Source organism: Priestia sp. TGN 0903 (assembly GCF_050846855.1).
GTDB lineage: Bacteria > Bacillota > Bacilli > Bacillales > Bacillaceae_H > Priestia > Priestia zanthoxyli.
Window position 1 is genome coordinate 332839 of sequence record NZ_JBOZGL010000003.1, and the last position, 23771, is coordinate 356609.

The following is a 23771-nucleotide window of genomic DNA, read 5'->3' on the forward strand; positions in this document are numbered from 1 at the left end:
TGAAGAAGATATCAAAGATGACTAAAAGCCTCTTTCTAATGAAAGAAGAGGCTTTTTTGTTAAGAGTTTGCTGACATCGTATGAGACGGCAAAATGATGTCTTGGTCTACTAGGAAGGATAAAAGTTCTCGTGTAGCATATGACATATAGCGATCTTTTTTCAAAATGATGCCGAGCTCCCACATTGGAGTAGGTGCAGCAATTGGAATACTTTTAATAAAAGGGTTATTGATCTTCGGAAACACGGACTTTGGTAAAATGGCAATACCTAATTCAGAAGCGACTAGTTCAATAATCAAATCCCATTGAGAACTTTCGTACGCTATTTTTGGATGAAAACCCGCTTGAATGCACTCATGAATAATGCGATCATGAAGAGAGAAATCTTTGCTGAACAGGACAAACGGCTCTTCTCTAAGCTCGCTCAAAGCAACGATTGATTTGGCTGCCAGCGGATGCTCATGATGAATGTATAAATTAAACTCTTCTTCAATAAACGGATAGACGTGAAAAAGAGGGTTTTGAATAGGCAATACGATAATGCCAAGGTCTACTTGTTCGTTTTCTACAAGTTCGACAATTCGCTTTGCGCCAAGCTCCACAAGCTCTAATTTCACCTGAGGATGTTTTGATGTAAAGTTTTTTGCAATCATCGGGAAAACGACAGTCCCTACTAAAGGAGGAATTCCTACTTTAATATCTCCTGTAGGCAGATTTCGTAAATCATCTAACAGAGCATGCAGCTCGTGAAGAGTGGATACCAGCTTTTGGCTTTGCCCGTACACAATCTGTCCTGCATCGGTTAATGTCAGCTTTCGAGTAGAGCGATCAAAAAGGTCTACGCCGAGTTCTTCTTCTAGTTTCTTTACAATTTTACTTAATGCTGGCTGAGACAAGTGAATTGCAGCTGCTGCTTTCGTGAAACTTTTTTGATTGACTACTTCCATGAAATGTTGCAGTTCTCGAATATCCATAAATTCTCCTCACTAGTATTCTTAGTTTTCATACTATTTATTCTATTTATCTATTTTACTTATGATTCAAATAAATGTAAACTCTTACATAAGGAAGTGAATAGTGATTCATCTAAAAATAGCACATCAAATTCCTCTAAATACGTTAGAAACCCGCATATTTGTAAGCGTTAACAAAAAAGTACCCTCGAAGAAAATCCTAAAAAAATATTTTTTTCTCCCGTAAAACACAGCCGCGAGCGCAGAAATAACACGTGTTGAAATGTTCATTTTGTATACTGTTCTGACAATTAAGAAAGAGGAATAAAATGGTATAGTGCACCACTAAGGTGAGTCTATTCATTCTGCAAACGAGCCGTACATAAAAAAAAGGGCCGGTTTGTTAAAAATAATTGGGGGAGTGGTTGAGATGACATATGTTAAAGGACTAGAAGGAATCGTTGCAGCTGAAACAAAAGTAGGGCATGTTGATGGAGAGAAAGGTCAGCTGATTTATCGCGGATATTGGGCAAAAGATTTGGCCATCAATTATTCTTTTGAAGAAGTTTCTTATTTAATTTGGAACGGTACGCTGCCAAATCATGATGAGTTAAAAGCATTTAAACAAGAGATGGTGACTCATCGTACGCTTCCGGCTAATATTGTTGCGTTAATGGACTGTTTGCCAAAAGACACAGAAGTGATGAGCGCGCTTCGCACATGTATCTCGGCGTTAGGAGACCCTTCATACAGCTGGCCTCCGACAAAAGAGCAGGCGCTTGCGATTACAGCGGTAACACCTACCATTATTGCCTATTGGTATCGTAAAATGAATGATTTAGAAGTAGTAGAGCCTAACGAGCATTTGGATCATGTAGCAAACTATTTATACATGATTAACGGAGAAATTCCAGATCAAAGTTTGGTTACGGCGCTAAACGCCTATTTTGTTTTGACAATTGAGCATGGAATGAATGCCTCAACCTTCTCATCACGCGTTATTTCATCTACCGAATCTGACATGGTTTCAGCTATATGCGGAGCAATTGGCGCGATGAAAGGTCCGCTTCACGGAGGAGCTCCTTCTGGTGTTATTACCATGTTTGATGAAATTGGAAGTGAAGAGAATATTGAGCCTTGGGTTCGTAAAAAATTAGATAATAAAGAGAAAATCATGGGATTTGGTCATCGCGTTTATCGTACACATGACCCGAGAGCAGAAGCATTAAAAGAAGTATCGAAACAAATTTCAGGAGACAACGGGCTATTCGATTTAATTGTTAAAATTGAAGATAAAACCATTGAGTTACTCAATGAATACAAGCCGGGGAGAGGCATTTATACCAACGTAGAATATTTCGCTGCAGCGGTTATGAAAGCGGTTGAGCTTCCGTCTGAACTATTCACTCCGACCTTCACAGCAAGTCGTGTGGTTGGCTGGACAGCTCATGTCGTAGAACAGTCAGAAAATAATCGTATTTACCGACCTCAGTCTGCATATATCGGTTATACGCCAGTTGAGCAAAATCAATAATAAACCGGATTTCACATAAAAAACGTCGGTAGATCCGACGTTTTTTTCATATGGTTAAATATATTCTTTTTGAGAATAAAATCGCTTTAATAAATAGAATAATCCGACTGCTAAGCATAAACTTGCTGCAGCTAAGCTAGAGGTAATCATGGCGTGTTCACCTTCGGTCGGGGTATGTGAAAGTTTATAGCTGCTGTAGCATAAGAGAGCTGTGATACATAAACAGCAGGAGCTAATCAATCCATACCGCTTTTTGAACCCAATAATAGATAGTAATACAATCAAATAAATCCCGCTCACCATCATCATAATTGGAAACTGAGGGTGGAATTTAATTGTATATAACAAATAATCGATGTGAGAATAGTGATGAACCGCCGAGGACTTTGTTAGCCCTCCGGTCAAACTAGCTGATAAAGGTCCTTCAAGCATCGAAGAGCCGTTATACCAAGTAGCGACTGAGGAAAGTAAAAAAACAAAACAACTTGCAAATAGCTGCGTCATACATTTTATTGACACGTATAGAAAGCTCCTCTCAATAACCATCTTTTGTTAATACAAGTCCGAAAATTATTATAGCAGGTTTTGAAAGTAAAAAAAGCACTATTGGAATGGTTTCATAAAACGTTCATATTTCAAAAGGTTTGTTTTTTCAAAAGAAAGGGAAAAAAGGTGAAACGGAAGATATGAATAGAGGAGAGAGAAAGATGAAGGCAGCAGTGATTTTGAATCCAAACGCAGGAAACAAAAAATTAGTAAATGAAATTGACTTTATATGTGATCGGTTAAACACAGCATTTGAGGCGGTTACTTTATATAAAACAGAGCAACCTGGAGATGGTGCCGAGCTGGTAAGAAAATTGGAAGGCGAAGCGGATGTCATTATTGGAGCAGGAGGAGACGGGACGATTTATGAGTTGATCAACGCTCTTGCTCCGCTGAAGCAACGCCCTGTATTTGCTATTTTACCCGGAGGAACGTGCAACGACTTTTCGCGTGCAATCGGAATGAATCAAAATCCTTTAAAAGCAGTGGAGCAAATTATTGAAAAGCAGACGGAAGCAGTGGATGTTGGAAAACATGGCGAAGATTATTTTTTAAACTTTTGGGGAATCGGTCTCGTAGCTGATGTATCTGAAAATATTTTAGAAGAAAATAAAGAGAAATTTGGTAAGCTCTCTTACTACATGAGCGTAGGTAGAACGTTAAATCAAGCAGAGCCTTTTCAATTAAAAATGACGAGCGAAAAAGCTTCCTATGAAGGAGAAGCAGTTATGGTGTTAATTGGGAACGGTCCTTTTTTAGGAGGAACTCGCGCTATGCTAGGAAACAGCTCATTTCAAGACGGATTATTAGATGTATTCGTTATTAAAGAAATGGGAATCGAGCCGGTTATGGCATGGTTACAAACAACTCCTGATGAGGAACAGCTTGACCCTGAAAGCAACCTTATGCATTTTCGGACAAAAGAAGTCCATATTGAAACCACTCCTGAAAAAACGGTAGATTGTGATGGAGAAAAAGAAACGACAACACCTTCAACGATTACGGTTCTCCACAATCACATAAATATGATAGTAGGAAACAAATAAAAAAAACGCTGAAACTTCAAGCGTTTTTTTTATGAAGACAGCCATCGCGGAGAAGTGAAGAGCATAATCATTATGCTGCTCATCGTAATAACAAGCATGGAGTAGCAAAAAGCTGTAAATCCGATAATATGTAAGCCCACTATCATAATCGTACTGTCTAAGATAAAAATGGTTATTCCTATATTAATTTTCCATTTTTTTGATACAATAATAGCGATTAAATCCAGACCGTCCGAACTGATGCCGTAGCGAAGCATCAGTCCTATTCCCATTCCTACGAGTGTGCCTCCAAGCAATGAGCTAAAGAGCAAAGGAAGCTCCAGCGTGCCTTCGAGAATAGACAGCCATTCTGTCATAAAAAAAGAAACAAACAAACCTATACTTCCATAAAAAAAGTTTTGGCGATGACGAAAAAAAGCATATAAATAGACAGGTACGTTCAAAAAGAAAATGGACATTCCGATAGGAGTTCCAAACACATAATATACGATAAGCCCAAATCCTATAAGTCCACCGTCTAGTAAGTGATACGGAGCAATAAATCCGTTTAGCCCTAGTCCAATTAATAAGCTGCCACAGCAAATCGAAACCACTCTCGAAAAAATATTCCTCACCCTATACGTTAAATTTTAATGGGAGTACTCGTCCATCTATGTATATGACAAGCTTAGGTTATTTAGAAGTAAAGAAGAAGAAAAAAGAAAATTATGTAAAAAGTATTGATTCTATAACTCTGATATTCTATAGTTAATCTAACTTCGTTTTCACGACAATTTCTTGATTTTTTACCATACTGTTTAACTGTTTGTATTTTTTAATATATAAAAAAGTTGTGTTCTGTAAAAAGCATACGATTGTAATAAGTCGATAAAAGCAAGCCGTTATATAAAGGGGTTGATTACGTGTAGGATTCTCTTTCTTTTCAGTCATACTAAAAAGAAAGAGGGATTGTCGTGAAAAATCGTTCCGTACTTTTTTTATGGTTTGGTCAAAGCCAAGCTAATTTAGCAGATGTATTATATATTGTTGCGTTAATAAGCATTCTTTACGCTCAAAATAGTTCTCCTGTGCTGCTTTCATGCATTCCGTTTACCATTACGGCTGCTAAGTTTTTGAGCAGTTTTACGGTGCCTTTTCTTATAGATCGCTACAGAGCTAAGCGTATTCTTGTGGTGTCTCAGCTGTTAAAAACCAGTGTTTTGTCTATGTTTTTCTTGTGGCATATGTCGCTTATCAGCATGCTGTGCTGCGTGGCGCTTATTGCTTTTTTCGATGGGTGGGCAGCTCCGGTTCAAAGCTCTATGCTTCCTCATTTAGTAGATAAAGAGAAGCTGTTAAAATGGAACAGTATGTTTAATGTCACGGATCAAACGATTCAAATTGCAGCCTATCCGCTTGGAAGCTTTCTGATTATTAGCTGGGATGCTACCGGCCTTTTATGGCTGTCATTTTCGTTATTTAGTTTGTCACTCGTATTCATGCAGGCCATTCGCATGAACGTTCATTCTTCTAAAACGAAGCAAAAACAAGGGTTAAAAGAGGGATGGAAGCTAATTTGGCATTATCCGCGCCTGCGGGTTTTATTAGTCATGGAGGTTTTAGAAGGGATGGCTGCCGGCGTTTGGGCATCAGCTATTGTCTACGTGTTTGTGAAAGAAATATTAAATAAAAATGAAGCTTGGTGGGGATATATTAACAGCAGTTTTTTTGTTGGAACGGTTCTTGGTGGTTTCGTTTTGCTGAAGATTTCAGTTGAGCAAGAGAGAAGTCTTTATCATATCGTAATACTAGGCAGTCTTTTTTCAGGTTTCTTTACATTATTGTTCGGAGTGATATCTGTGCCGTTTCTTTCCCTTTTACTTAGTTTTACTATTGGCATTGCCCTTCAAATAAGCGCTACGTGTTCTTACACGCTTACACAAACGGCCGTTCCTTTAGAAAAGCTTCCTAAGGTGCTTTCCGCTACGCTGAGCGTTTCATATGTGACGTTTGGACTTTCGGTGCTGCTGCTTGGCGCTGTTGCTTCGCTAAATGTGACGGCGGCGTTTCTAACGGCAGGAGGACTGATTGTAATCAGCGGCTGCGTAGGTTTATTCTTACGAAATTATGCGCTTGCTAACTAAAAAAGGTTGCTGTTTGCAACCTTTTTTTAAAACAGCGTATTTTCTCTCCTCAACCATAAGCCGTATAAGGTTGTTTGCTTTAAATATCCCCTTGTGTAAAAGTAGGGAGCTTTTCACGAAAACGAAAGGAAAAAAAGTATAGCTATCGAATTATGTTAAGAGCGTTGAGCTAAAAGGAGTGATTAAATGGTTGTCATTCGACAGGCGGTTGAAACTGATCGAGAGCGACTGGCTACGTTAATGCAAGAATATATAGTGAAATTCTGCGAGCAGCCTGACCCTTCCCGGAAAGCTTTAACTTTACATATTAAGCGTCTATTGAATAATCCTTCCTACGGTATCCAGTTTGTTGCTGAATTGGAAGGGAAACTAGTAGGTTTTGCGACGGTGTACGTATCGTGGAGCACCCATTATTTTAAAGAAACAGGCGTCTTAAAAGATTTGTACGTATCTCCTTTAAACAGAGGAAATAAAATTGGTGAACGTTTGTTTAAGATTTGCCTTGCCTATTCTCAAAAGTATGAGTTTGCAGGAATGACCGCTGAGTGCAGCAGTGAAAATAAAGTTGCTCAAAACCTTTATCAAAAAATGAACGGTAAAGAAAATGCAGGGGTTCAATACCGTTTTTTTTAAGAGAAGTACAGCTTTTACTTTTAAGACTTCTACTAAATGGCAAAAATATGTTATAGTATGAAAAGTGAAATTGATGAAAATGTCGGTGGGCTATATGTTAGATGATGGTATGAATAGTAGGGGGAAGTTGGACTAGCTGTTTGAAAGGCGGCCATCCTATTTTTAGTATAGCCGCAAGGAAGGAGCAGGACCTTGAAAAAAAATCCAATCTTAAACGCGTGGAAAATAGTAACTGCGACGAGCGGTTTTTTACTTGCGCTGTTTATCTTTAAAGTCCGAAAAGGAAGATAACCATATAAAAAAAGCTCCTCGATTGAGGAGCTTTTTATTATTTAGTAATAGGAAACGTCAAGGGAGTCACTGTTGATAAAGAATCTCGGTAAGAATGATAGGTGAAATAATGACGTGTTGGACTATAAATAGTCATGTAAAGTAAATAATCATATTTCGTTTCCATATAGAAAAAAACGCCGTCTTCGTGGAGTGCATAGAAAGAGTACGAAATCCCGAGCAGCGTTTGCTTTTGTACGCTTGCGCTTGGATTTTCTTTAATCCATTCATACAGTTCAAAAACACTCACTCCTGGTGAAGATTGCAGCGTATGTACTTTGTCATATAACTTATCAGATACATCCGAAACCGACTGTTTTAATTGGTTAAATAAGTTGGACATTTGTTCTTTCATTGTGGTGATCTCCTTTACGGGTAGTCAGCTATTAGCATGCTCAGAGAAATTCACGCTTATGTATAGTTAGTGAATGGCTGATTTGAATTTGCCGCCCTGCGCTTCTTGGGTATCCATAATGGTTGTAAATGCCTGTGGATCAATTTCAGAAATAATGGTTTTAAGCTTGGTAATTTCTAAACGCGTCACAACTACGTATATGACTTCTTTTTCTGTACCTTCAAATCCGCCTTTACCATACAGTTTCGTCACGCCGCGGCCTAGACGATGCGTAATAGCGTCTGATAGCTCTTCATAGTGATTTGACACAATAAAAGCTGCTTTTGTTTCATCAAGCCCTTGAATGATCGCATCGATTGTCTTAGACGCAATATAGTACGTAAGGATCGAGTACATGGCCTGTTCCCAACCTAGCACGAACCCTGCCCAAGCGAAAATGAAGATATTTAAAAACATCACAAATTCACCCACAGAAAACGGGATTTTTTTTGTTAATAAAATACCTAAAATCTCAGTTCCATCTAACGCTCCACCGTGACGAATGACCGTTCCTACACCTGCTCCTAAAAGGAGCCCGCCAAATACGGTAGCAAGAAGCGGTTCAGATGTTACAGCTGGAACATGGTGCAATTGAGATTCTACAATGGATAAAGCAACAACTGCAAACATAGATGAAAAGCAGAAGCTACGACCAATTTGTTTGTATCCACTATATAAAAAAGGGAGATTAAAGATGATGATAAGTAGACTGAACGGCAATTTCGTTAAGTAAACTAAAATTAGAGAAATACCGATAATACCGCCGTCAATTACGGAATTTGGGACTAAAAATAATTCGATAGAAACGGCAGCCAAGGAAGCTCCAATTAACATCATAATGTAGCGATAAATGAGCCGACCTGCCTTTTCCTTTTTGTGCTGTTTCGTTGTCATAAAATCTTTCCTTTCAACATACTGCCTATACGCAACTCTTACTAGTATAACTAAGTCTTGGGAACTCTATCCAATTATCTACTTTAAAAAAGACTAGCCAGAATAAACAAAATCCTGTTAAATTAAACGGTAGACATTTGCTGAAATAAAGGAGCTGTACATATGATAAACGTTTATATTCCACCGCTTCAAACAAGCGCTGGCGAAAAAGCGGCACGCTATATTGATACATTAACCAAACCGATAGGAAGCCTTGGAAGGCTCGAAGAAATAGCAGTTGAATTAGCGGCCATGACAGGGGAAGCTTTTCCGACAGTCACGCCGCCAGGAGTCCTCGTTTTTGCAGGCGATCATGGAATTGTAAAAGAAGGAGTTTCAGCTTATCCTCAAGACGTAACGGCACAAATGGCGCTAAATTTTTTGCAGGGAGGAGCAGCTATTAACGTGTTTAGTGGGCAAATAGATGCCCAGTTCAAACTGATTGACATCGGCATTGCTTCTGACCTTTCCCACAAGGATCTTGTACAACGCAAAGTGAAGCTGGGCACAGCAAGTTTTTATAAAGAAGACGCGATGACGCGCAGTGAGGCAGAATTGGCTGTTCAAGTCGGATATGAAGAAGCTGAAGAGCTTATTGCCCAAGGAATTAAATGTTTGATTGTGGGAGAAATGGGCATCGGAAACACTACGTCAAGCACGGCTATTTTAGCTGTATTGACAGGAGAAAAAGTCTCTAAGCTTGCAGGAATGGGAACAGGGATTTCTGACGAACAACTGCGCCACAAAGTGAAGGTAATTGAAGAAGCGCTGCAAAACAGGCACATCAACCCTCAGGATCCGATTGATATTATTAGTAAAATAGGGGGGCTTGAAATTGCAGGTATGACAGGTGCTATGCTGGCGGCAGCTGCTCACCGTATTCCTATTTTAGTAGATGGTTTTATTTGTACAGTTGCAGCTCTTCTAGCGACAGAAATCAATACACAAGCAAGAGACTATATGTTTGCTAGTCACGAATCTGTTGAACAAGGTCATGCGTGTGCAATGAAGCTTCTTGGCAAGAAACCGCTTCTCAACCTCAATCTTCGGTTAGGTGAAGGAAGTGGAGCTGCTGTTACATTTCCGCTGCTGCACTCGGCTTCGCTGATGATTGCTAATATGGCTACGTTTCAATCTGCGGGAGTGTCTGAGAAAGAATAAACTTAGAAAAAAATAAACCTAAAAAAGACATGGGAACAAAACCATGTCTTTTTTCTTTATTTTATAAAAAAATCTTATATTTTTAACATCATAAACCAATAAACGCTAAAGCTAGCACCTGTTAAAATAAATGATCCAATAATTAACAATACCAGTGCAACGCGTCGTTTAATCGCTTGAATTTCTCTATCTTTTGGCAAACGTCCCATTGGTCTTCCTCCATTATGTAAATATTTCACGTATTTTCCTATTTTACTCCGCTTTAAAAAGAGAGAACATATGTCAAAGTTACTAAAAAACAAATTATTTTACAAAAAAATTGTATCCACGTTACAGCAGGGCAAAGAATACGTATTTTTTCAGTTAGAAAAGGACTGCTCTAAAGGTTTACTTACATGGCAACAACCTTTATCATATAACTGACTATACTATGATGTTATCCAAAGTTGGAAGAAATCTCAATAAATGTGAGTGTTATAATTACATGATAAGAGTCAGAAAATTTTAAAAAAGAGTGTGAGCAAACAATGAACGGTATGTTGATTATTCGGAACGGTGCTCCTTTTTATGAAGGAGCTTCCGTGCCTATTCCAAAAGATAAAGCTTGTATTATCGGACGAAGCAGTGAAGAATGGGAGCCTTATCTGGCCTTTCAAAGTGCTTACATTTCACGCAAGCATTTTGAAGTAACGTACGAAAGCAACTCATTCTTCATTACAGACTTGTTTAGTAAACACGGGACAAAAGTAAACGGAGAAGAGTTACAGCCTGGAACCCCTCGTTTCTTGAAAGAGCAGGATGTCATTACCTTAGCAAATGAGGAGGCAGCTTTAGTATTTAGAAATGATGATATGGATGCAACCCTCGATTTAGGACCTTTGCTAAAACAAATAAATAAGCCATTTTACACATTAGATCCAATTTTGCAGAAAGTAAAAGTAAAAGAGGAAACGTATATTCTGTCAGATAAAGAATACGCGTGCTTAGCTTACCTTCTAGAATATAACAATCAATTTGTTTCAAAAGAAGCATTAAAAAAAAGCGTTTGGCCTGAACGAGTAGAGTCAAATGGAGAAATTCTGGTAGCAGCGGAAGAGCTGAATGCGCTGATTTACCGGGTTCGCAAAAAAATAGGAACATATTTAGAAATCGAAGTGATTCGAGGAAAAGGATATTGGCTGCACTTTAACGAAAATGGACGTGAATAGAATCACGTCCATTTTTTAATCTCGTTTTACAGCATGTACACGTATATGTTTAGCTTCTGCTAGCCAAGATCCGTTTTGAAATAGTTTGTCTTGCATTCGATTTTCTAAGCGCGTAATGAGGACATTTTTAGTTTCTGTCGTCACGTGAGCAAAAAGAGGGGCTGCATTTGTTTCCAGCCAATTACGCAAGCCGTTTTCCCCTTTTAACAAGAGGGGCCGGCTGTAGTGTATGGCCGTGGTGACTTGAAAATTCTGTGATTCCAAAAGAGAAGAATATTCAGCTACAGAAGGGAAGTACCATGGGAAATCTACATCGTTATAAGGGATATCAAACGTTTTAAATTGACGAATGATTTCTGTGAAAATTTCGTCCATGTTTCCTTTCCCCCAAAATTCTGCTACAAATCGGCCATTTGGTTTTAAAGCATTGTAAATGTTTTTAATGACAAGGTGAGGGGGACGGATGTCGTGTAAAGTTGCATTGGAAAAAACTGCGTCAAATTGTTCGTAATAAGGAAGGTTAAGGGCGTTTAACTGTTCAAAGGATAGAGTCGGGTACTGATGACGAGCCTGTTCAATCATATTTTCAGAGCAATCGATGCCCGTTGCACGGACATGAAGCTTATTGAGCTGCGAAATAAATTCGCCAGTGCCACAGCCAATATCTAAAATATGTTCGCCAGCTTGAGGAGAAAGAAGGTTCATAGCACTTCCTCCAAATGAAGAAACAAACGGAAGATGATACACTTGAGCAATTTTTTGTTGATTAACAGTTTGACTCATGAAGTGATTCCTCCTTTGTAAAAGATGATGACGATCGTTTTATAAGAAGAAACAAGCTTTGAATAGTAGATATGAAGTTATTGATAGAATTATACCATATATCTTACTTATTATGCCGAAAACTCCAAAGAAAAAGCGCACCAAACTTCTAGCTTGGGCGCTTACAAGTCGAACTATTTTATAACCATTAACCGAACTGAACAAATAGAGGAAGATCTGTATGACCCATCTCACGTACGTAGACGTATAAATTTCCTTTATGATGAATTTCATGGTCAATGGCCATTTGTAAAAGCTGTCTTCCAGGAAGCTTTCTTCCAAACGCTGCAGTTGCGTCAATGGTCTTGTTTAAGTCATCTTCGCTAAGTGAGCGTAATACGTCTACTGTTTTGTTCGTATATTCAGCTGCAAGGTCCGATAATGACTTACCGCCAAAATCAGCTTTTTGACCAAGTGGAGATAAATCACCGGATTTTACCACTGATGCAAATGCATAAAAGGATGTTAAAATATGCGTAGATAAGTCAAAAGCTGACATAGATGTCGGGGTAGGCTTGTATTCGTAGTGACCTGCTTCAATTTTGTTGATTAATTCATTAGTTACGTTTCGATGTGCTAAAAAGTGATGAGTCATTTGTTCAACTGTCATGATGAAAGGCTCCTTTATTATGTATTCGCTTCTGAGTATAGCATCTGAAAATCAGAAAGCGAAGAAAAAACTTTAATAAAAAGAAAAACAGCTGCACGTGAGCAGCTGCTTTTCCTTTTATTAGAAATTACGTTGTTTTAACTCTTCAAGTAATAACTCCATACCTTCGCGGCTTAAAGTTAATTTGCCATCTGCGATTGTTACATTGTCAGAAGATACTTCGCCAGTAATCGCACAAGCACCGTTCGGCTCATATTTCTTTAAAATAATTCGATCTGTTTCGACAAAAATTTCAACAGGATCTTTTACATCTATTTCAAGAACACGTCTTAACTCTTTAGGAATTACGATACGACCTAAATCATCTACTTTTCTTACAATACCAGTCGATTTCATTTTTTAATCACCTTTACTTTTATATTTTATTGAGTACACAAAATATTATTTTTGGAATTTCTAAGATGATTATATACTAGATAACCGCTAAATTTGTCGAAGTTATTAATATGTAAATGAACTGTAATATTATTGAAATATTATCTGTAAATACAAATCCTCCTACAAAATGGAATATGTAGGGCTCTTTGTATGATATAGGAGATGAAGGAATTAATTACATTTGACATACAATTTTATTTATGTTTATACAGCAATCCGGGGGTAAGGGGAGGCTACATGTAAGCGCAGGAGTAAATAAGTTGAAAGAATAAAGAAAATATGATTAAATTTAAAAAGTAACTTGCTCAAAATAATTAAATCGTAATGATTACGTATTTCAAATAAAAAATTGATAAAGCGAAAGGATGACAAAGAGTTTGGCTAAAAAATCAAAAGTTGTAAAAGAACAAAAGCGCCAAGAGATAGTAGCGAAATATGCGCAATTGCGCCAAGAGTTGAAGGAAAAAGGAGATTACGAAGCGTTAAAAAAATTGCCTAGAGATTCTTCACCAACGCGCTTAAATAATCGCTGCCGCGTTACCGGTCGCCCTCGAGGCTATCTTAGAAAATTTGAAATGTCACGCATTGCTTTTAGGGAATTGGCCTACAAAGGACAAATCCCAGGTGTTAAAAAAGCAAGCTGGTAGTATAAAAGCCCTCATAATGAGGGCTTTTATTATTTATTAGCTGCAAAGTATCGAGCAATTCCTTGATAAATACCTGTAGATATTTGCTGCTGATACGCATTAGAAGAAACAATTTGCTCATCGTGAGCATTTGATAAAAAGCCTAATTCAAGAAGTACAGCACGCTGGTTGTTTTCTCGAGTAACATAATAATCTCCAAAACGAACCCCCATATCCTTCATAGAAGGCGCATTTTCAGCCATGCTTTCTTGAATGTATTTTGCTAATTCTTTATCTTTAGCTTCACTGTAATAAAATGATGCGATGCCGTTTGCAGAAGATGAAGTAGAAGCGTTATAGTGAACGCTGATAAATGCATCTGCATGCTTTGCTTCACTAACGTTCACACGTCCGCTCAGTGAAATAAAAGTATCGTTTGAACGCGTCATAAATACATTTGCTCCGGCATTAGCTAAGCGGCTTGCCACAAGTTTTGCGGTTGTTAACGCTAGGTTTTTCTCAATCGATGACTTGCCTGAAGTGCCAGGGTCATATCCGCCGTGCCCAGCGTCTACCACAATAATTTTATCTTTTAAAGCAGCAGATGGGGAAGGCAAACTAGCTGAAGTTGTAGAACCAGCCGCAGCTGTTAACCCTTTTGACACCCATGCTGTTTGACTTGCAGAGTACTGAATTTGCACCCAGTCATTCGTTTCGCCTATTTTTTTGAATCGTTCACCTGCTTTTGCTACACGAATAATTCCCGCACTTAAGCTCGGCTGACTGCGCAAATTTGAAGCTTTTGTAATTTGAATCGACTGGGCTGTTTGTGAAGACTGTCCGGAATCAGCTTGTAAATACTGACTTGCTACCCAGCCTGTTTGACCTGATGCTGTTTTAATCTGTGACCAGGATCCGCTCTCTTTTACCACCATTACTTTGGAACCCCGGGATAAGTTCGTCACGATAGACGCGCTTGTGCTTGCAGAAGAGCGAACGTTTAATGAGCTAGCGTTAACAACAGCTGACTTGGATGTTGTAGAACCCGAGTTACTAGTCGGTGTAGAAGAACCGGAGCCTGCTTGTAGGTACTGACTTGCCACCCAGCCCGTTTGACCACTTGCTGTTTTAATCTGTGACCAAGATCCGCTCTCTTTTACCACCGTTACTTTGGAACCCCGGGATAAGTTCGTCACGATAGACGCGCTTGTGCTCGCAGAAGAGCGAACATTTAATGAGCTAGCGTTAACAACAGCTGACTTGGATGTTGTAGAACCCGAGTTACTAGTCGGTGTAGAAGAAGCAGAGCCTGCTTGTAGGTACTGACTCGCTACCCAGCCCGTTTGACCTGATGCTGTTTTAATCTGTGACCAGGATCCGCTCTCTTTTACCACCGTTACTTTGGAACCCCGGGATAAGTTCGTCACGATAGACGCGCTTGTGCTTGCAGAAGAGCGAACGTTTAATGAGCTAGCGTTAACAACAGCTGACTTGGATGTCGTAGAACTCGAGTTACTAGTCGGTGTAGAAGAACCGGAGCCTGCTTGTAGGTACTGACTCGCTACCCAGCCTGTTTGACCCGCTGCCGTTTTAATCTGTGACCAAGATCCGCTTTCTTTTACCACCGTTACTTTGGAACCTCGGGATAAGTTCGTCACGATAGACGCGCTTGTGCTCGCAGAAGAGCGAACATTTAATGAACTGGCGTTAACAACGGCTGACTTGGATGTCGAATTTGCCGTAGACGTACTGTTTGTTTGTGTTTTGTTTATGTATTGAGATGAAATCCAAGCTTCTTTACCGTTATACGTAATTTTAGCCCATCCCTTGCTTTCATCTACTATATTAACGGTGTTTCCCTTCGTTACTTTTCCAACGATAGCGCCGCTTGTACTAGGCGTTGCACGTACATTTAACGATGTAGCAGTTACTTTGGCCGATTCAGCTGCATCTGCGTCAATCGAATGCAAAAGCAATGAAGAGCTTAAAAGAACAGAAGAAACGGCTGTGTACATGACATGTTTTTTATTCATTTTTTCCTCCTTGCAAATTACAAATTTCAACATAAGTTAATTAGTATACAAAGCATATATCGGCAAATAGCCCAAAATTTTGAGTTAAATCTACTATTATCTCATAATGCCGATATTATCCATCATACTATATGTCGAATTTCAATTGTATAATGAATTTGAACTATCTGCCATCCTTAACGATAAAATTTTACATTAATGTAAAATATAATTATATCAAAGGTGAAATGTAGGGATGTCAAGGGCATATAAAGGTCTTTAGCCCTTTGTTCACCGATGTTTTGAGGACATGTTTTATACTAGAAAAAATGTAAAATAGTATAAAGCAGCTGAATGTGAATATGATAGAGAAGAGACAGCAAATAAAAGAGTATCTATCTTTTGGAGGAGGAAACATCCACAATTATGAAACATTCAGAATAAAAATAACAAAAATATATAAAATAATATAAAGCCTGTCTATATCGATGGAAAAGCTCGTAGCATAAACCAAAAGTAAATAGTTAGAAAATTCTTTCTTTTTACTTTGAAACATGGTACAGTATAAAAAAGTGAAAGGGTGGAAACTGATATGCGAAAGATTGTTCAGTATGAAACAAAGTGGTCGCTTTTGTATCAAATGGAAAAAGAAGCGTTACTTAATACACTAAAAGATTTTTCAGTAGACATCGAACATATTGGAAGCACGTCCGTTCCAGGATTGGCAGGTTCACCAATCGTTGATATTTTAATCGGCGTCAAACGCGAAGAAGACATAAATGAAGTGCGCGCTATATTAAAAAATAAATCTCACGTATACGTAGCGGAAAAGGAGATGTTCGTCTTATTAAAAGAAGGCGTTCCAGCTGCACACTACCCTCCAATTATGACAGCTAAAAATGCCCGTAAGCTCATTCCACATGATGCTAGAAGAAGTCATGTGTACGTAACGGTCAGTGAATCACCTTATTGGAATGAACGAATTAATTTCAGGGAGCAGTTACGCTCGAGCGAACGTGCTAGAAAAAAATATGAAGGTATGAAATACGAGCTTTCAAAACGATTGTGGAACGATATTTCTACCTATGAGTACAAAAAAGAAGAATTCATTCAGCGCAGTCTATAAAAAACGTCATTTCAATTGAAATGACGTTTTTTTAATTAATTATCTTGTAAAACAATGGTCCCAAGCTTATCAGCAGTATTTACTGCGAGCACCGTATAGTTTTTACCGCTTTGAAGATTTGTTCCAGGAAGACTTAGTATTTCTTTTCCGTCTGCTGTGGAAACAGATAAATCATACGAACCCGGATTTACTACTTGATAACCTGAAATGCTTTTAAAAGACAGATCTTTAAATAAAGGAGCAGCCCCTTTAGGACCTACGTTTACCGCAGGAGCATCAGGAGATAAATGAGCAACACGTAAGCTTGCTTTTCCATCCATCCCTTGCTTATTATTCGTGAAAGCCTGCAGTTCAAGATTTTCGGCTTTATTTACAGCGGCTACTGTATACGATTTTCCACCGTCTACAACAAGGGTAGCTTCGATGATGGAATCTTTTGTTCCTTTTGTCTTCGCTTCGTATACTTCTACTTTATGAGAACCAGCTGACAAAGGCAGGGAGTTGGAGACATCTTTAAACTTTGCTCCTTCTACTAAAGCTTTGTCATCCACAAAAATGTCTACAGCTGGAGCATCCGGTGAAGCATGAACGATACGAACTTCTGCATTTTGAGCTGGTCGCTCATCTGCAGCAGGAGGTGTTTCAGCGGCAAATACTAACATGCGGCTAAGTGCCAAGAAGGCAATCACTGCTACCATTACGAATAGTCGTTTCATCAAGTATCACTCCTTTTTTAGTATACACAGCTTTATGTAAAGAGAAGGACTGTGCAGTTGTTAGCGTATACTAAATAAAATCAACTATTCGTTTGTTTGTTAACTTTTAACGTGTTTACTGAGATTTCTGACGGAAAAATCGAAGAATAGCCAAAATATTGTACAAGGTTGTTAAGAGCCACGTCAATAAAAAGCCTAGGCCAAGTCCGATATTGGCATCTATATACGTATGCGTGAAGTTATCATATACGACGTAGGCAAGAGGAGCAATTGACAGTAAAAGGAGAAGAAAAAACAAAAGTGTTTTCCATCTGCTTAAAGTGAAGGTTAGATAAAAGAAAAGGAAAGCGGAAAACAATAGAAGACCGTCTCGAATAGCCCAAGGTAAAACGCCGATATGTGGATTAGCGAGAAGAAAGGTTGGAACAATTGAAAGGAGGAAAAGGAGAGACAGCAAAGTCACGTGAAGGGTGTTCTTTTTTGTAAAAGCCGGTATCAATAAAAACGCTGCCGTTGCACCTAAAAGAAAATTACAAATTAAAATAAACTCCATCCAAACACCTCATTTATCGAGTATTACTTTTAGTCTATTCAAGACGCTGTTAAAGTAGATAAAAAAAGCTGCGATGAACATCGCAGCTTTTGATCATTCGAATTTAAATCCTTGTTTTTCAAGCATCGCTCGAACTTCTGGATAATAAATGGTTTTGTAAATAGCGGATACAGTTTGTGACCAGTTGCGGTCATCTGCACCGTTTGTTCTCTTTTTCATATACTCTGCCATTTCAGCATCATAGTCTTGAATCAATGACTTTAAGTCATGATTATAGCTTTCACGATGGTGCACAGCAGCTTGTGGTAATCGAGGCTTTTTCGCAGAATGATCTGCCGGATGTCCAATGACAAGACCGCTTACTGGGAATACGTATTCCGGTAAATCTAGGAGTTCAATGACTTCTAGTGGCTTTCTGCGAATTCCGCCGATTGGTACTGTACCTAAACCGAGTGACTCTGCTGCAACTGTTGCTGCTTCTAAAGAAATTCCAGCATCGGTTGCCCCCACTAAAATTGACTCAAGCCCATCGGTTACGCCAAGAGGCGCATCGTTAAGCTCAGCTGCAATCTTAGCACGATTAAAATCTGCACAAAAGATTAAAAATAGAGGAGCTTGGTCAATCCACGCTTGGTTGCCCGCAAGCTCTGAAAGCTTTTTCTTCTTTTCTTTATCTTGGACGCTAATAATAGTTACTTGCTGTCCGTTAATAGAAGAAGCGGCTGACTGAGCAGATTGAATAATTGTATCTAAATGCTCGTCGCTTACTGCTTCGTCTGTATATTGACGGATAGAACGATGATCTTGAATTGTACGAATTGCTTCATTCATGATGCGTCATCCTTTCAAAGAAGTTATTTTTAGCCTTGTAATGTTTTTACATCTAAAGGTGCTACAAGTACGCCAGTTTGAGCAAATGCTACAAAACTTTGGAAATGAGCTGATTTATTGTGTGCTTGAATTGCTTCTTCGCTTTTCCACTCTTCAATCATCATAAATGTGTTAGGTGTAAAAGCATCTTCAAATAGTTGATAGTTGCTGTTTCCTTCTTCTTGTAAAGAATGCTTAATTAGTTCTTGTACGTTTTCTAAAAATTCTTCTCTTTTTGCTGGGTTAACTTTCATTGAAGCTTGTAAATGAATCATGGGTGATTCCTCCTTTAATAATGATGGTGCTTTATATTATTTGTTTTGTTTTTAATCTTTCATTCAATTTACGATTAAAATGAAGATAAGTTCGAATATCATCGAACAATGAAACTATAACACCGATTAAATAACAGTGCAAGGAATTTAGTTCGAAAGTTATCGAACATTGATACACAAAAGAAGCTGTGTTATATTTTAAGCATGAGAAAACCTTATCAACCACCGAAATCTGAAATTAAATTAACGCCTATTTTACATGCATTGAGTGATCCTAACCGGCTGCGAATTGTACAGTGTTTAGCGACAAGAAAGGAGCAGACCTGTTCGTATTATCAAAAATTAAATGTATCAAAATCAACGCTATCACATCATATTAAAGTACTTCGCGAAGCTGGAATTATCAAACTACGTATAGAAGGTACGCAGCACTATTATTCCTTGCGTTTAGAAGAACTTGAGGAACTGTTCCCAGGTCTGCTTCCTTCCATTATAAATATAGATGAGCAATTATTTTAAAAGCTGAACGATGTTTTGTTCAGCTTTTTTGTTCAAAATAAATGTGTCCATGCAGGCTGCATCCGGGATTAAAAGAAGAACGACAGTGAGGGCAAGTCGAGTTACAGGTTAAGTATTCATTAATTGAGAGCTCATGTTTACATACTCCGCAAAGAATAGCTTTTTCATTAAACATAGATTTTGGCCATCTTTTAATGTCGTGATCCGCATGTGCGTTATGACATTGATAGCATGGATAATATGTATGACAGCAATAAAATTTTATTGCAATAATATCTTTATCCGTATGATAGTGCGTACAGCGCGTTTCGGAATCCACTGTGTCACCTTTTACTGCAGGTACAGATTTGTTCATTATCATCACTCCTTATGAAAAGTATAGCATGCTTTTATACGCCTTATCATACATATGTAAAAAGAAAAATGCTATAATAAAACCATCGTTTTACATGTCAGATTGCATGCTAAAAAGATTAGATAAAAATTGATGTCAAAACAGATCGATTAAGTGATGCAAAGAGAGGAAGAAAAAATGAGTAAGCAAGTTATCGTTTTTACCGGAGGCGGAACAGCGGGGCACGTAACGCCAAACATTGCCATCATGAAAGAATTAGACAGTGAAAAATGGGATATCCATTATGTCGGTTCTCACAATGGTATTGAGAAAGAATTAATTACAAAATTAAACGTTCCATATCATGCGATTTCAAGCGGGAAGCTGCGTCGATATGTAGATATGGAAAATGTAAAAGATGTATTTCGAGTAGCAAAAGGGGTTGGCGATGCACGTCGCGTGCTGAAAAAACTAAAGCCTTCTCTTGTTTTTTCAAAAGGCGGTTTCGTCACAGTTCCTGTGGTAATGGCTGCTAAATCTTTAAACATTCCCGTGTTCATTCATGAAAGTGATTTAACACCGGGACTGGCAAATAAAATTGCGCAGAAATTTGCCACTAAAATTTTTACTTCTTTTGATGAAGCCGCAAACTACTTTCCAAAAGAAAAAGTGCAGGTTGTTGGTTCACCTATTCGAAAAGAGCTATTTAGCGGAAGCGCAGCGAACGGGGAAAGCTGGCTACGCTTTTATGATAAGCGCCCCATTTTAACGATTATGGGCGGAAGTTTAGGAGCACGCCGTATTAATGAAATCGTTCGAGAGTCTTTGCCTGAACTGCAAAAGAAATTCCAAGTTGTACACCTTTGCGGAAAAGGCAATATTGATACAAGCCTTGAAAAAGAGTCAGGATACCGTCAGTTAGAATACGTAAACGAACAGCTTCCTGATGTTCTAGCGGCAACTGATTATGTGATTACACGCGGTGGATCCAATGCCATTTTTGAGTTTTTAGCTCTTCATAAACCGATGATGATTATTCCTTTATCAAAAGCACAGAGTCGCGGAGATCAAATTTTAAATGCACAATCTTTTAAGAAAAAAGGCTACTGTATGGTTGTAGAAGAAGAACAGTTAACAAAAGAATTGTTTTTACGTGAAGTAAGTGAGCTTCAGCAGCAGGCAAGTACAATGAAGCGTACAATGCGTGAAGCAACAAAAACGGATGCTATTTCAATTCTTGTAAATGAAATTGAGAAAATGAGCTAAAAAAAGCGTTCTTATCTCCTCGATAAGAACGCTTTTTTTCTTCTGAAATTATTATTTTAAAATAATGAATAAATATAGAAAAATAAAGCTTTTAAAATTTCAAAAAATGTTGTTGACAGTAAATTTTAACAGGAGTAAGATTACTCTCATGAAACGTTCCACAGTGAAACGCTGAGTCTTTCCTGAAAGAGAGGGAAAGAGCGGAGGACCCAATTATTAGGGGTGAATCTCTTAACTGAGTAGGGTTACTTTCTTGACCCGAACCCGTCAGCTAACTTCGTAAGCGTTAAGAGAGAGGATGGTGTAATCGTGGTCGTTTTCTATAACAGCGGATAGTACGCTCCTTTCAAAATATAGGTGAAAGGAGCGTCCAGATGCATTTATCTAAGCAAATGATTCAAATGATTGAATATCGGGCAATGTGCGACCAGCAATCTTTTGATCTAGCAAACCGCTATTTGTCTACGTTGGCTAATCAAAGTTTTAAACGCAGCAGTAAAAGTCATCATTAAGTCTAAAAATTAAATAACAAATATACGCTTAATCAATTATGAGCGGGGGACCCAATATTTTGTACGTATGTACTAGGGGTGAATCTCTTAACTGAGTAGGGTTACTTCCATAACCCGAATCCGACAGCTAACTCCGTAAGCGTTTTGGGAGTAAAAAATTCGTGTCAATCACGGCTTATTTGTCGTGCATTAAACCGCGGAAGAGAACTCTCTTCTGCGGTTTTTTAGTGGAAAAAAATAGCATCACGTCTCGCGGTTAGCTTTTTTGGACCTGATGCTTTATGAAAAGAAACCGTCACTAAACTTAGAAGCTATCATTTTTGTCAGGAAACAGTTAGGAGGAAGCAACTTGGATATGATGATGCTTGGAACGCTTGCCTTATTAGCGACTGCTATGTACGGAATTATTCGCTGGTCGTCTCATGTAGTAGACGACAGAGAGGAGAAGTGAACATGTCGTTCATTTTGTTAGGTATTTCAATTACCGTTTTAATTTATTTAGTATATGTACTGTTAAATCCAGAACAATTTTAATAAGCGGAGGAATAAAACGTGGGGATTTTTCTACTATCAGTTGCGCTGCTGCTTATTTTTGTAGCGCTTATTGCAAAGCCCGTAGGTATTTATATAGCGAATGTATTTTCAAACGATAAAAACACTAGCTTGATAGGAAAGATAGAAACAGTGATGTTTAAAGCAGCAGGAATTAAAGGGCTTAATCAAACGTGGAAGCAATATGCATTGGCTCTCGTGTTGGCGAATACGTTTATGATTTTTGTGGTGTACCTTATCTTCCGATTCCAAGGGGTACTGCCGCTAAACCCAAGCCACATAAAAGGAATGGATCCGGCCCTTGCTTTTAACACAGCCATTAGTTTTATGACAAATACGAACTTGCAGCACTACAGCGGTGAGTCAGGTTTGTCCTATTTCTCACAGATGGCCGCCATTGTATTTATGATGTTTGCTGCACCAGCAACAGCACTTGCAGTAGCAATCGCTTTTATTCGCGGGCTAGCAGGGAAAGAAATGGGAAACTTTTTTGTTGATTTTGTAAAATCAATTACGCGTATTTTACTTCCTATTGCTTTTATAACAGGTATTTTATTTACGTTTTTAGGTGTCCCTCAAACGTTAAGCGGAACGGTGACTGCCCATACATTAGAAGGGGCAACACAGCAAATTGCAAGGGGACCAGTTGCTTCTTTTCTTTCAATCAAAGAGCTAGGCAACAACGGAGGGGGATTTTTTGGTGTCAACTCAGCCCATCCATTTGAAAATCCCAATGCGTGGAGCAATGTGTTACAGATTGTCCTTATGCTTTTATTACCAACCGCACTTCCTTTCACATACGGAAAAATGATCGGACAGCGTAAACAAGGTCGCATCTTGTTTGTATCGATGAGTATGCTGTTTATCGTTATCTTAAGCACAGCGTTTGTAACAGAGTGGGGCGGTAACCCTAGACTTGATGCTTTTCATCTAAATGAAGCGAGCGGTTATATGGAAGGGAAAGAAGTCCGGTTTGGTGTCGGTATGTCAACGCTGTACGCCATCGTGACGACAGCAAGTGAAACAGGCGCGGTGAACGCGATGCACGATACCCTGACGCCTCTTACCGGGTTGTTAACGCTTGGAAATATGATGTTAAATACCGTATTTGGCGGTGTCGGAGCAGGATTTATGAATGTCATGATGTACGTCATCATCGCCGTATTTTTATCAGGTTTAATGGTTGGAAGAACACCAGAATACGTAGGTAAAAAAATTGAAGGAAAAGAAATGAAACTAATCGCCGTGACGCTTATCCTGCAGCCGCTGCTAATTTTAGGAGGAACAGCTGTAGCACTTACCACTCATTTAGGAATGGAAGGTATATCAAATCCAGGCTTTCACGGGTTAAGTCAGGCACTGTATGAATTTACGTCGTCAGCAGCAAACAATGGGTCCGGTTTTGAAGGACTCGGTGACGCAACGCCGTTTTGGAACATTTCTACGGGAATTGTTATGTATATTGGACGCTACTTCGGACTAATTACAATGCTGGCGGTATCGAGCTCACTAGCATCTAAGCAGCTTGTTCCCGAAACACCTGGAACATTTAAAACGGATACGTCTTTATTTAGCGGCATTTTAATTGGAACTACCGTTATTGTAGGAGCACTTACGTTTTTCCCAGTGCTTGTGCTTGGGCCGGTTGCTGAGTATTTAACACTGTAATCAAGAAAGCG

Annotated in this window: 28 protein-coding genes and 2 riboswitches; of the genes, 13 read left to right on the top strand and 15 right to left on the bottom strand. The window is 38.7% G+C overall.

The features are described from left to right. Positions 1-59: 59 nt before the first annotated feature. Positions 60-974, bottom strand: a complete 915-nt coding sequence (locus ACRPLY_RS12675; protein ID WP_013083830.1) for a LysR family transcriptional regulator — start codon at positions 972-974, stop codon at positions 60-62. Between the two features lie 409 nt (positions 975-1383). Between ACRPLY_RS12675 and ACRPLY_RS12680 the strand changes: the two genes are divergently transcribed. Beyond that, positions 1384-2487, top strand: a complete 1104-nt coding sequence (locus ACRPLY_RS12680) for a citrate synthase/methylcitrate synthase (RefSeq protein WP_028414374.1) — start codon at positions 1384-1386, stop codon at positions 2485-2487. Between the two features lie 54 nt (positions 2488-2541). Here the strand turns inward: ACRPLY_RS12680 and ACRPLY_RS12685 are convergent, their stop codons facing one another. Further along, positions 2542-3006, bottom strand: a complete 465-nt coding sequence (locus ACRPLY_RS12685; RefSeq protein ID WP_223260182.1) for a DUF4306 domain-containing protein — start codon at positions 3004-3006, stop codon at positions 2542-2544. Between the two features lie 188 nt (positions 3007-3194). Between ACRPLY_RS12685 and ACRPLY_RS12690 the strand changes: the two genes are divergently transcribed. Further along, entirely contained in the window at positions 3195-4079 is an 885-nt protein-coding gene (locus ACRPLY_RS12690; RefSeq protein WP_028414373.1) for a diacylglycerol/lipid kinase family protein, read from the top strand. Positions 4080-4108: 29 nt separating this feature from the next. Here ACRPLY_RS12690 and ACRPLY_RS12695 read toward each other — a convergent pair whose 3' ends face one another. After that, the gene (locus ACRPLY_RS12695) at positions 4109-4672 is read right to left on the bottom strand and encodes a YitT family protein (protein ID WP_033580595.1); all 564 of its coding nucleotides are present in this window, start codon (positions 4670-4672) and stop codon (positions 4109-4111) included. 360 nt (positions 4673-5032) lie between these two features. Here ACRPLY_RS12695 and ACRPLY_RS12700 point away from each other — a divergent pair, with 360 nt between their 5' ends. Beyond that, entirely contained in the window at positions 5033-6202 is a 1170-nt protein-coding gene (locus tag ACRPLY_RS12700) for an MFS transporter (RefSeq protein ID WP_033580596.1), read from the top strand. Positions 6203-6388: 186 nt separating this feature from the next. Continuing rightward, positions 6389-6835 (top strand): GNAT family N-acetyltransferase, encoded by a 447-nt coding sequence (locus tag ACRPLY_RS12705; RefSeq protein ID WP_033580597.1) that lies wholly within the window; start codon positions 6389-6391, stop codon positions 6833-6835. 328 nt (positions 6836-7163) lie between these two features. Here the strand turns inward: ACRPLY_RS12705 and ACRPLY_RS12710 are convergent, their stop codons facing one another. Together ACRPLY_RS12710 and ACRPLY_RS12715 are read right to left on the bottom strand one after the other, a co-directional pair. Beyond that, positions 7164-7520 (bottom strand): hypothetical protein, encoded by a 357-nt coding sequence (locus tag ACRPLY_RS12710; RefSeq protein ID WP_033580598.1) that lies wholly within the window; start codon positions 7518-7520, stop codon positions 7164-7166. A 66-nt stretch (positions 7521-7586) separates the two neighbouring features. Continuing rightward, positions 7587-8453 (bottom strand): YitT family protein, encoded by an 867-nt coding sequence (locus ACRPLY_RS12715; protein WP_033580599.1) that lies wholly within the window; start codon positions 8451-8453, stop codon positions 7587-7589. Positions 8454-8615: 162 nt separating this feature from the next. On the opposite strand from ACRPLY_RS12715, the gene cobT reads away from it, so the two are divergent. Continuing rightward, on the top strand, positions 8616-9653 hold the full coding sequence (gene cobT, locus ACRPLY_RS12720; protein WP_033580600.1) for a nicotinate-nucleotide--dimethylbenzimidazole phosphoribosyltransferase: 1038 nt from the start codon (positions 8616-8618) through the stop codon (positions 9651-9653). 74 nt (positions 9654-9727) lie between these two features. Here cobT and ACRPLY_RS12725 read toward each other — a convergent pair whose 3' ends face one another. Beyond that, on the bottom strand, positions 9728-9892 hold the full coding sequence (locus ACRPLY_RS12725) for a hypothetical protein (protein WP_155017376.1): 165 nt from the start codon (positions 9890-9892) through the stop codon (positions 9728-9730). Between the two features lie 288 nt (positions 9893-10180). On the opposite strand from ACRPLY_RS12725, the gene ACRPLY_RS12730 reads away from it, so the two are divergent. Next, positions 10181-10861, top strand: a complete 681-nt coding sequence (locus ACRPLY_RS12730; protein WP_274862531.1) for an FHA domain-containing protein — start codon at positions 10181-10183, stop codon at positions 10859-10861. 15 nt (positions 10862-10876) lie between these two features. Here the strand turns inward: ACRPLY_RS12730 and ACRPLY_RS12735 are convergent, their stop codons facing one another. From ACRPLY_RS12735 to ACRPLY_RS12745, 3 genes are all read right to left on the bottom strand, one after another. Further along, positions 10877-11644, bottom strand: coding sequence for a class I SAM-dependent methyltransferase (locus ACRPLY_RS12735; RefSeq protein ID WP_028414366.1), 768 nt, complete (start codon positions 11642-11644; stop codon positions 10877-10879). Between the two features lie 187 nt (positions 11645-11831). After that, the gene (locus tag ACRPLY_RS12740; protein WP_325077736.1) at positions 11832-12293 is read right to left on the bottom strand and encodes a DinB family protein; all 462 of its coding nucleotides are present in this window, start codon (positions 12291-12293) and stop codon (positions 11832-11834) included. 120 nt (positions 12294-12413) lie between these two features. After that, positions 12414-12689: an AbrB/MazE/SpoVT family DNA-binding domain-containing protein gene (locus tag ACRPLY_RS12745; protein WP_013057736.1), complete on the bottom strand. Its 276-nt coding sequence runs from the start codon at positions 12687-12689 to the stop codon at positions 12414-12416. 419 nt (positions 12690-13108) lie between these two features. Between ACRPLY_RS12745 and rpsN the strand changes: the two genes are divergently transcribed. Then, entirely contained in the window at positions 13109-13378 is a 270-nt protein-coding gene (gene rpsN / locus ACRPLY_RS12750; RefSeq protein ID WP_028414364.1) for a 30S ribosomal protein S14, read from the top strand. A gap of 29 nt (positions 13379-13407) precedes the next feature. Here rpsN and ACRPLY_RS12755 read toward each other — a convergent pair whose 3' ends face one another. Then, positions 13408-15390, bottom strand: coding sequence for an SH3 domain-containing protein (locus tag ACRPLY_RS12755; protein ID WP_432231866.1), 1983 nt, complete (start codon positions 15388-15390; stop codon positions 13408-13410). A gap of 571 nt (positions 15391-15961) precedes the next feature. Here ACRPLY_RS12755 and ACRPLY_RS12760 point away from each other — a divergent pair. Further along, complete coding sequence (locus ACRPLY_RS12760; protein ID WP_028412757.1) at positions 15962-16495, top strand: GrpB family protein; 534 nt, start codon at positions 15962-15964, stop codon at positions 16493-16495. A gap of 35 nt (positions 16496-16530) precedes the next feature. On the opposite strand, the gene ACRPLY_RS12765 is transcribed toward ACRPLY_RS12760, so the two are convergent. The 4 genes from ACRPLY_RS12765 to ACRPLY_RS12780 all read right to left on the bottom strand — a co-directional run bounded on the left by ACRPLY_RS12765 (position 16531) and on the right by ACRPLY_RS12780 (position 18909). Then, positions 16531-17211: a DUF4397 domain-containing protein gene (locus tag ACRPLY_RS12765; protein ID WP_165635388.1), complete on the bottom strand. Its 681-nt coding sequence runs from the start codon at positions 17209-17211 to the stop codon at positions 16531-16533. Positions 17212-17326: 115 nt separating this feature from the next. Continuing rightward, positions 17327-17764, bottom strand: a complete 438-nt coding sequence (locus ACRPLY_RS12770; protein WP_165635387.1) for a hypothetical protein — start codon at positions 17762-17764, stop codon at positions 17327-17329. 93 nt (positions 17765-17857) lie between these two features. After that, the gene (gene nfsA, locus ACRPLY_RS12775) at positions 17858-18595 is read right to left on the bottom strand and encodes an oxygen-insensitive NADPH nitroreductase (protein ID WP_028412760.1); all 738 of its coding nucleotides are present in this window, start codon (positions 18593-18595) and stop codon (positions 17858-17860) included. Between the two features lie 29 nt (positions 18596-18624). After that, positions 18625-18909 carry a putative quinol monooxygenase gene (locus tag ACRPLY_RS12780; RefSeq protein WP_013057729.1) on the bottom strand — a complete coding sequence of 95 codons (285 nt, stop codon included), beginning with the start codon at positions 18907-18909 and terminating at the stop codon, positions 18625-18627. A 204-nt stretch (positions 18910-19113) separates the two neighbouring features. On the opposite strand from ACRPLY_RS12780, the gene ACRPLY_RS12785 reads away from it, so the two are divergent. Further along, positions 19114-19428 (top strand): ArsR/SmtB family transcription factor, encoded by a 315-nt coding sequence (locus ACRPLY_RS12785; protein ID WP_013083811.1) that lies wholly within the window; start codon positions 19114-19116, stop codon positions 19426-19428. Positions 19429-19447: 19 nt separating this feature from the next. Here ACRPLY_RS12785 and ACRPLY_RS12790 read toward each other — a convergent pair whose 3' ends face one another. Beyond that, positions 19448-19783 carry a CHY zinc finger protein gene (locus ACRPLY_RS12790; protein WP_034270168.1) on the bottom strand — a complete coding sequence of 112 codons (336 nt, stop codon included), beginning with the start codon at positions 19781-19783 and terminating at the stop codon, positions 19448-19450. 177 nt (positions 19784-19960) lie between these two features. Between ACRPLY_RS12790 and ACRPLY_RS12795 the strand changes: the two genes are divergently transcribed. The 4 genes from ACRPLY_RS12795 (at position 19961) to kdpA (ending at position 23760) form a co-directional block, all read left to right on the top strand. Further along, the gene (locus tag ACRPLY_RS12795) at positions 19961-21028 is read left to right on the top strand and encodes an undecaprenyldiphospho-muramoylpentapeptide beta-N-acetylglucosaminyltransferase (protein WP_432231867.1); all 1068 of its coding nucleotides are present in this window, start codon (positions 19961-19963) and stop codon (positions 21026-21028) included. Positions 21029-21187: 159 nt separating this feature from the next. Beyond that, positions 21188-21330, top strand: a riboswitch (cyclic di-AMP (ydaO/yuaA leader). Positions 21331-21402: 72 nt separating this feature from the next. Continuing rightward, positions 21403-21540, top strand: coding sequence for a hypothetical protein (locus tag ACRPLY_RS12800; protein ID WP_014459426.1), 138 nt, complete (start codon positions 21403-21405; stop codon positions 21538-21540). 15 nt (positions 21541-21555) lie between these two features. Beyond that, positions 21556-21696: riboswitch (cyclic di-AMP (ydaO/yuaA leader) on the top strand. Between the two features lie 297 nt (positions 21697-21993). Then, a complete protein-coding gene (locus ACRPLY_RS12805; protein WP_080564759.1) occupies positions 21994-22074 on the top strand; it encodes a potassium-transporting ATPase subunit F in 81 nt (26 codons plus the stop codon). Between the two features lie 24 nt (positions 22075-22098). After that, entirely contained in the window at positions 22099-23760 is a 1662-nt protein-coding gene (kdpA, locus tag ACRPLY_RS12810) for a potassium-transporting ATPase subunit KdpA (protein WP_432231922.1), read from the top strand. Positions 23761-23771: the final 11 nt, after the last annotated feature.

Bases quoted from the DNA above. Each gene is read 5' to 3' on its own strand.
- ACRPLY_RS12675 (WP_013083830.1), bottom strand. From the start codon at position 974: ATGGATATTCGAGAACTGCAACATTTCATGGAAGTAGTCAATCAAAAA.
- ACRPLY_RS12680 (WP_028414374.1), top strand. From the start codon at position 1,384: ATGACATATGTTAAAGGACTAGAAGGAATCGTTGCAGCTGAAACAAAA.
- ACRPLY_RS12690 (WP_028414373.1), top strand. From the start codon at position 3,195: ATGAAGGCAGCAGTGATTTTGAATCCAAACGCAGGAAACAAAAAATTA.
- ACRPLY_RS12705 (WP_033580597.1), top strand. From the start codon at position 6,389: ATGGTTGTCATTCGACAGGCGGTTGAAACTGATCGAGAGCGACTGGCT.
- ACRPLY_RS12710 (WP_033580598.1), bottom strand. From the start codon at position 7,520: ATGAAAGAACAAATGTCCAACTTATTTAACCAATTAAAACAGTCGGTT.
- ACRPLY_RS12715 (WP_033580599.1), bottom strand. From the start codon at position 8,453: ATGACAACGAAACAGCACAAAAAGGAAAAGGCAGGTCGGCTCATTTAT.
- cobT (WP_033580600.1), top strand. From the start codon at position 8,616: ATGATAAACGTTTATATTCCACCGCTTCAAACAAGCGCTGGCGAAAAA.
- ACRPLY_RS12730 (WP_274862531.1), top strand. From the start codon at position 10,181: ATGAACGGTATGTTGATTATTCGGAACGGTGCTCCTTTTTATGAAGGA.
- ACRPLY_RS12735 (WP_028414366.1), bottom strand. From the start codon at position 11,644: ATGAGTCAAACTGTTAATCAACAAAAAATTGCTCAAGTGTATCATCTT.
- ACRPLY_RS12740 (WP_325077736.1), bottom strand. From the start codon at position 12,293: ATGACAGTTGAACAAATGACTCATCACTTTTTAGCACATCGAAACGTA.
- ACRPLY_RS12745 (WP_013057736.1), bottom strand. From the start codon at position 12,689: ATGAAATCGACTGGTATTGTAAGAAAAGTAGATGATTTAGGTCGTATC.
- ACRPLY_RS12755 (WP_432231866.1), bottom strand. From the start codon at position 15,390: ATGAATAAAAAACATGTCATGTACACAGCCGTTTCTTCTGTTCTTTTA.
- ACRPLY_RS12760 (WP_028412757.1), top strand. From the start codon at position 15,962: ATGCGAAAGATTGTTCAGTATGAAACAAAGTGGTCGCTTTTGTATCAA.
- ACRPLY_RS12765 (WP_165635388.1), bottom strand. From the start codon at position 17,211: ATGAAACGACTATTCGTAATGGTAGCAGTGATTGCCTTCTTGGCACTT.
- ACRPLY_RS12770 (WP_165635387.1), bottom strand. From the start codon at position 17,764: ATGGAGTTTATTTTAATTTGTAATTTTCTTTTAGGTGCAACGGCAGCG.
- nfsA (WP_028412760.1), bottom strand. From the start codon at position 18,595: ATGAATGAAGCAATTCGTACAATTCAAGATCATCGTTCTATCCGTCAA.
- ACRPLY_RS12780 (WP_013057729.1), bottom strand. From the start codon at position 18,909: ATGATTCATTTACAAGCTTCAATGAAAGTTAACCCAGCAAAAAGAGAA.
- ACRPLY_RS12785 (WP_013083811.1), top strand. From the start codon at position 19,114: ATGAGAAAACCTTATCAACCACCGAAATCTGAAATTAAATTAACGCCT.
- ACRPLY_RS12790 (WP_034270168.1), bottom strand. From the start codon at position 19,783: ATGAACAAATCTGTACCTGCAGTAAAAGGTGACACAGTGGATTCCGAA.
- ACRPLY_RS12795 (WP_432231867.1), top strand. From the start codon at position 19,961: ATGAGTAAGCAAGTTATCGTTTTTACCGGAGGCGGAACAGCGGGGCAC.
- ACRPLY_RS12800 (WP_014459426.1), top strand. From the start codon at position 21,403: ATGCATTTATCTAAGCAAATGATTCAAATGATTGAATATCGGGCAATG.
- ACRPLY_RS12805 (WP_080564759.1), top strand. From the start codon at position 21,994: ATGTCGTTCATTTTGTTAGGTATTTCAATTACCGTTTTAATTTATTTA.